Source organism: Methyloglobulus sp., assembly GCF_964779595.1.
In genome coordinates this window covers 1-6,363 of sequence record NZ_CBAROL010000057.1, presented here as the reverse complement: position 1 = coordinate 6,363, position 6,363 = coordinate 1, and the positions used below count along the sequence as shown (strand labels likewise).

The 6,363-nt window shown below is 44.4% G+C and carries 8 protein-coding genes; 1 reads left to right on the top strand and 7 read right to left on the bottom strand.

Annotated features, from left to right (window positions below):
* A partial coding sequence (locus AC1YY3_RS12530; protein ID WP_482194540.1) for a hypothetical protein occupies positions 1-197 on the top strand: 197 nt, incomplete at its 5' end.
* Positions 198-280: 83 nt separating this feature from the next.
* Here the strand turns inward: AC1YY3_RS12530 and AC1YY3_RS12525 are convergent.
* The 7 genes from AC1YY3_RS12525 to AC1YY3_RS12495 form a co-directional block, all read right to left on the bottom strand.
* On the bottom strand, positions 281-619 hold the full coding sequence (locus AC1YY3_RS12525; protein WP_482194539.1) for a hypothetical protein: 339 nt from the start codon (positions 617-619) through the stop codon (positions 281-283).
* A 612-nt stretch (positions 620-1,231) separates the two neighbouring features.
* Positions 1,232-1,741, bottom strand: a complete 510-nt coding sequence (gene fae / locus AC1YY3_RS12520) for a formaldehyde-activating enzyme (protein WP_481823267.1) — start codon at positions 1,739-1,741, stop codon at positions 1,232-1,234.
* A 74-nt stretch (positions 1,742-1,815) separates the two neighbouring features.
* On the bottom strand, positions 1,816-2,679 hold the full coding sequence (locus AC1YY3_RS12515; protein WP_482194538.1) for a triphosphoribosyl-dephospho-CoA synthase: 864 nt from the start codon (positions 2,677-2,679) through the stop codon (positions 1,816-1,818).
* Positions 2,676-3,599, bottom strand: coding sequence for an ATP-grasp domain-containing protein (locus AC1YY3_RS12510; protein ID WP_481823265.1), 924 nt, complete (start codon positions 3,597-3,599; stop codon positions 2,676-2,678). Before AC1YY3_RS12510 ends, AC1YY3_RS12515 begins: the two co-directional genes overlap by 4 nt.
* 42 nt (positions 3,600-3,641) lie before the next feature.
* Positions 3,642-3,992 (bottom strand): DUF3147 family protein, encoded by a 351-nt coding sequence (locus AC1YY3_RS12505; RefSeq protein ID WP_481823264.1) that lies wholly within the window; start codon positions 3,990-3,992, stop codon positions 3,642-3,644.
* A gap of 17 nt (positions 3,993-4,009) precedes the next feature.
* Positions 4,010-4,993, bottom strand: coding sequence for a methenyltetrahydromethanopterin cyclohydrolase (gene mch, locus AC1YY3_RS12500; protein WP_481823263.1), 984 nt, complete (start codon positions 4,991-4,993; stop codon positions 4,010-4,012).
* Positions 4,968-6,065, bottom strand: a complete 1,098-nt coding sequence (locus tag AC1YY3_RS12495; protein WP_482194537.1) for an ATP-grasp domain-containing protein — start codon at positions 6,063-6,065, stop codon at positions 4,968-4,970. The genes mch and AC1YY3_RS12495 overlap by 26 nt, the downstream gene beginning before the upstream one ends.
* Between the last annotated feature and the right edge of the window lie 298 nt (positions 6,066-6,363).

Genomic DNA, 6,363 nt, shown 5'->3' with positions numbered 1-6,363 from the left:
ATTTAATGAGCATTAAAAATAGATTGGCTGCATTGGAGCGGCATAGCCAAAGCAGCAAACCGATGATGCCTGGGCTTGTGTTGTTTGTGGATGGCAGGAGAACGCCCGAACAGCAATCGCAGATTGAACAAGCAGAAGCCATAGGGCAGCCTGTAATTATTTTTACGGTGGAAGATGCCAGTGCATACCCAACATGACACAGCCTTAATTTTACGGCTTAAATTGGATAGAGGGGCAGAACTGGAAAACTTAAGGATAGATAGGCGTTATTCGGGATCAGCTATTTTGGTTTAATGTTTTTAGCACCCGTGCAATAGTAATAATCGGCAACGGTACTGCTGTTTTCACCACCTCTGTTATTCCATATTCCTACTGAATAACTGGCTTGATTTTGATTGCTAGTAATAACGACAGTATTTGCGCTGTAGGATGTAGCGCGTTGCTTGTGCCAGTTTAAGCACTGGTTAGTCGGTAGGCTGCAAGCCTCCTGTATCTTGTAAATGCAATCTTTAGATGGCACTTGATTTTCAATCCTGACATATTCCCAATTAGGATATTTCAGGCTGGCACACCCAATTAACTGTAAACAAAGCGCGGTCATTATTATTTTGTTTTTCACGGTTATCCTTAATTGTCGGCTTCAATTGCAAAGAAGGATAGCCTATTTAGAAATTTTAATAAACCAAGCGGTTATTTTGTAAAAACAGGGGCAGCACCGATTTAATTGGGGTACTTTTGGGGGTATGTTTTTATTTTAAGATTCTAAAACCCTTTAATAATGCGGTTTACAGGCAATGATTCGGATGACCCCGCCACCATTTCACGATTCAAAGAGATTCAACGAAATACATCAAACCCGGATGTTGCAAGACATAGCGGGTTTTTTTATTGCCAACATAATGCAGTAAGATGCAATGACATTCGACATTTTATGCACTAAGTGTTGCAGTAGAACCCTAAATCATCACTTACTGCAATGGCTAAAGAACTACTGAAAGACATAACAATACGCAACGCAAAACCCGACACCAAAGACAGGCTGCTCAATAATCGCAACGGGCTGTATCTGCTTATTACTATTCATACGCTTATAAATATATACTGCATCACAGCTACATTCGATTTTAAGCGGCATTATGCTACGTCATTTGGACTTCACCTGAAACCACGGGGCAAAAAAATACCCCGCAAGCGGGGTATTTTTAACAACTTTACGGTAACAGCAGAACGCTTAGTTAGGCGCGAACGGATGTTTTGCAGTAGCTTTAGCAGCCACTACTTCAGCAGCAGTTGGTGAACCCGCTACAGCGCGTTTCAATGCTTCTTTAGTTGCATCGTAGTTGTATTTTTGGATTTTTGCGTCATCTTCAGCATGCCAGTGAATGAATACACCCACAGCTACGAACAAATCATCCGCTTCAGCAGCAGGAATGGTACCGTCTTCTACGCAATCAGCGATAGCCATAGCAACGCCGCGTTGTGCTGGACCAAACATTTGTACGGCTTGTTTAGCGCCTTTGATAGTCACTTTGTTAAACATGACAGTTGCTGGTCTAACCAGCAGGTTTGGTGCAACGACAGCCAACAGACTAGAAAACCCGTCTTTGTTGTTGGTTAAGCAGTTTGCAAATGCAGTTTCAGCCGCAGAACCTCTTGGTCCAATGATCAAATCGATGTGTGCAACTTCGTTTCCGTCACCGACTAAAGACTCACCAACGCACATTTTATTAATTTTCGCCATGCTGTATTCCCCTTTGAAGAATTGTAAAATAGATTTAAATCTTTGGTTTGTTTGAAAAAAATCTTGCTGAAGATTTATCTGTGACTATATTGGCTCAAAAACTCCTCTATAAGCACCGATAAGATAGTCGCTACAGTCATATCAGCTGTAGTACCAGGATTAATACCGTTTGCTTTAAGCTCTGCATCCAGGCAAAAAAGCGTTTGCTTTAATTGCGTTGGATCAGTTGCGTCGCCAAACTCCTCAATAACATGCCGCATCCGTGTAGCAAGCCATTCTGTGTACTTATCCCCATGTTTTCTTTCGATATGACTATCGGGATATTGCGCCAACAATTCCGCATAAACGAACACTGCTGCCCAACTTTTGTCTCTCCATTTACTAAGGCTGGCATTGTACCTTAAAACGGCATAATCGAAAATATCTTTGTAATCGGTGACGTATTGCAGGGCTATCCGGTCTTTGCCAGCAGCTATTTGCATCGCTTGTGCGAGCGTAACTGTTGCGGGATTATGCACGTCTTGCTCGTCAGATTCGCCCAATCCACCCGGTGCAGCGAGGGTTATCGCCTTAAAAACCCAATCTGCATCTTTAATGGTCGTTGCAGCAAGAACTTGGCTTAATGCTTGTCGCAAGGTGGAATCACTGTTTACAGCGGTAGCCGCTTGGATGAGCGGGGCGCACAGCAAGATGATGCCTAGGTTGGTATTACAACCTACTGCATCCCGCGTAACTTTGACGGCGTAGAATATTTTTTCGCCGAGACTGTAGGCTGGATTGCATAGCGGTTTGGCACTGACTTCGGCACTTACCCTGAAATCGTTGGTCGTCATGTCATGACCATCCGCATAAACACTGACATTACCGGGTTTGAACGCCTGCAATTCAATCTCACAGGCTTGGCGATAAAGATCGGCAAGTTGCTCCTGGTCTATCATGAAACTGCGACGATAGTTTCATGGCTTACACATTTGATATACCTATTGACCAAATCTTCTGCCAATAACGTAGCAATGCTGGTGTTGACGACACTTTCTAGCCCTTTCCAAGCGGGAATGCTGTTCACTTCAATAATCGTGTATTGCCCTGCCTTATCTTGGATGATGTCCACGCCCGCATAATCCATTGCTAATGCCTTGGCTGCTTTGACGGCTATGTCCGCGATTGCTGGATCTAAGTCTATTGCTTCACAAACCGCACCGCGCGAGACATTGTTCAGCCAGGATTTGCCACGTCGCCGCATAATCGCAACGGCGCGATTATTGATGACAAAAACGCGGTAATCTGAAAAACCATCACCTGCACAATGCACAAAGCGTTGAAGGTAATAAACCCCGTTACTGGGCGTAAGCCAAAACAGGTCGGTCATTTTTTCGATTCGACGTATGCCTTCGCCTTGGGAACCAAACAAAGGCTTGGTGATGAGATAATGCCCATTTTTCAATTGATCTTCGGCAATATGGATGGCATCGACACGATTTCTTAATACCCAGGTCAACGGTGTAGGCAAGCCTGCCTGATGCAACAAAAAGCTGGTCATGGCCTTATCCACACTGCGTTCTATCGCACGTCCGTCATTGTAAACAGGCACATTCAATAGCTTTAAGGCATGGAGAATATCCAGGTACAAGACGACTTCCTCCAGTGATCCACCCGGAACACCACGGACAAACACGGCATCAGGCAGCGCATGCTCAAAGCCCGGAATAATGACCGGAATTAAGCCGGGTTCAATACTGAGTTTGCATTCGGTCAAGGACACAAAACTGCTGATAAAACCTAGTTTAGCGAAGGCTTGGGTAAGTTCTTTGCCATGCCAGCCTGGGTCATCGGTAAAAATTACAATACGCCCAGACATATCAACCTTATTTTTTGGCTTTATGTGAAATACAGAGGAAATTCAAATCGACACACCAAATCGGCGCAGTAGCGGGATCATCAACAAATAACACAAAATAGTCGCAGAACTTGCTAGGCTCAAACTTAGCCAAAAGGTCAAACCATACCTAAGTAGCATAGGGAACAACAAAAACAGCGCAAGGGACGGAAGCACCAACCAAAATATTTGCTGAGATAATTCAGCAATTTGCGCTATTTGCGACCCTTCAATCCGCAACCAGATGATTGCAAGTAATGAGGTAAGCGGCAAGGACGCAACTAAGGCAGCAAAACCGCTATTGCGTTTGGCAATTTCCGAAACTAATACAATAACCAAGGCAGAAATAGCGATTTTGCAGAAGTAATACCACATTGCTCTAACGTAGACAGCTAGACCCCAAACGACTGATCCAACAACACATTATCCAATTTCCCCGCCCGAAAACTGTTGCCCGATTCCACCGCCGTAACAATCACCACAGCAGGGCTAAACAACATGGCATCAATCTTGAAGAAATCGTATTCATATTGCTTAAATATCTCGGCAAACGGCTTGCCGTAATCTTTTGAAGTCGAACTAGGTAAGTCATTCGCCAGCTTTTGTGCGGCTTCGTCGCTGCCTTTAACAAACAAATGCACTTGCCCCGCAAATAAAATAGCATCATTAGTACGCCCCATCGCTTTGACAAATTTTGGATGCGGCGGACAGATTGGGGCGCTACCACTACCATCAATAATATTATCTAAGGGAAAATGCAACGCATGGGCTTTGTGCATGGCGACTTCCAAAACCCGCGACACCACCTGCACACAACCCGCCAAACTGCTGGTGGGGGTGACAATAATCGTTAGCTGTTTGGGGGGAATGCCACAGGCTTTCGCCACTTTCTCGATGATTTCCACGGGCGGCGCGGCATCGTTTTCAATCACCAATACCGCCGTTTCGCAAGCATCTTGATAAGCCAATTCCTTATACAACTCTTCAACCGGTTCTTTTTTCTCGTCTTTTATTTTGGTCGCCATGGCCCGTGCTGGCCCTGAACCTAATGCGAAATATTTATCTTGCGACAAGCTCCAGCCCGCATATTGGCTACCCAAGCAACTCAGCACCGGATTACTGGTATGGACGTTAACGGATAACGGCCAATTCGTCGTATAAGCCCGTTGGCTAATTGACACTTTGCCTAAGCCACCCATGCAAATTTCGGCGATTATGCGCCCAGCTTCAAGACCGCCCGGTACTTTGATGCCAGCATCAATGATGGTGCAACCGTTCTTCAATTGCTCAACACCTAAGCGCAAAGCACCCGCATTATCAAGCAAGGTTTTCACTAAAGGTTGGCTGAGTTTATTGACGCTGGCACTGTATTCCATGAGTTTGAAACCTGTTTAATGAGTGAGTGATAAGCGATTGCTTGATTTGCAACTGCTCCAGAACCTGTTGCGGCTCTTTTCCGTACGTAATCATACTGCAAATCGGTTGGCCTGTGGCAATTATGGAGTTTGCCATAGGTATATCTACGACTTGTTCAGGCCATGCAAACCCATCAGGGATCTGGGTATTCTGCTGTGCATAAACGATTTGATAAGCTGTAAAACCATCTTGCAGCATTTCATATTCGAGCAATTCACCGTTACATGCCTTAATATGACGAACCAATAAATCCGCATCGTACAACTGCATACTGGCAGGTGGTCTGGGGTTGATTTCCAGCACGTAGCTAGTTTGCTCGTGTTGGATAAAATCCAGTGAATTTAAACCTTTAAGGGATAGCTCAGAAACTAGCTTATCTAGCCAAACACTTATTTGGTTTTTTTGCTCAAGCGATAATTCAGTACTATTGATGATGCCTGAAAAAATAAACTCATCCGTGCCGTTTAATGCAGTCGTCCATTGCCGATTAAAGCCTACGATCTGGCCATGCTTACCATCGGCAAGAAACAGCACAGAATGCGGTACACCTGCTTGATATTTCTGCCAATAAACCTCTGATTTATAATAGTGATCCAACCGAAACCTGCAAATTCCTATTCCGCCCTGCCCTCGCATGGGCTTGAGCAACCAGCCTTCTTTTTGTTCCGGTCTGACAAACGACACCTCAGGATGAGGAATATTCAACGCTTCCAATAATGAGAAAAATGCCGGCTTATCGTGCAGCTTGGCAACAACATCAGGTTGATTCCCCCATAATGTCAGACGATCATTTATGCACCGTAAACTATCAAGATGCTGCTCAAATCCGCTGCCGTAGACAACATAATCAACTGGATACCGCTTGATTAAATAATCAAGCGCAGGTAGCAAATACGCTGCTGACAAGACAGGGATTTGTTGTGCTTCCTCCGCGTAAAACTGGGTGTCTTGATCGTTATACAGATCAATCACCAACGGCTTCATGCCTGCTTTATATGCAGCTTGTGCAAGCATTCGTGCGGATTGTGCCACAACAACAATGTATTGAAGATCATGATCTAAGCAGATTGACAGGTTGCCCCCAGATAGCTAATTGCGTTAATTAACAACATAAAATAATCACGGAGAAAAATCACTTTTAGCAATATTCTTTAAAAACCCGCAAACAATTTTATATATTGGGGCGAATTCAACTCTGAAGTGCAATTCTAGTATTCATGCGGCTTGTCGTTTGTCGACGCCAAAAAATACCGCATGGGGTGTTTTGTAGTTTAGCGTTTTTCGTGGTCTGTGATTAAGTTTTTGCATGACAGCCTCTACTTGACTCTCA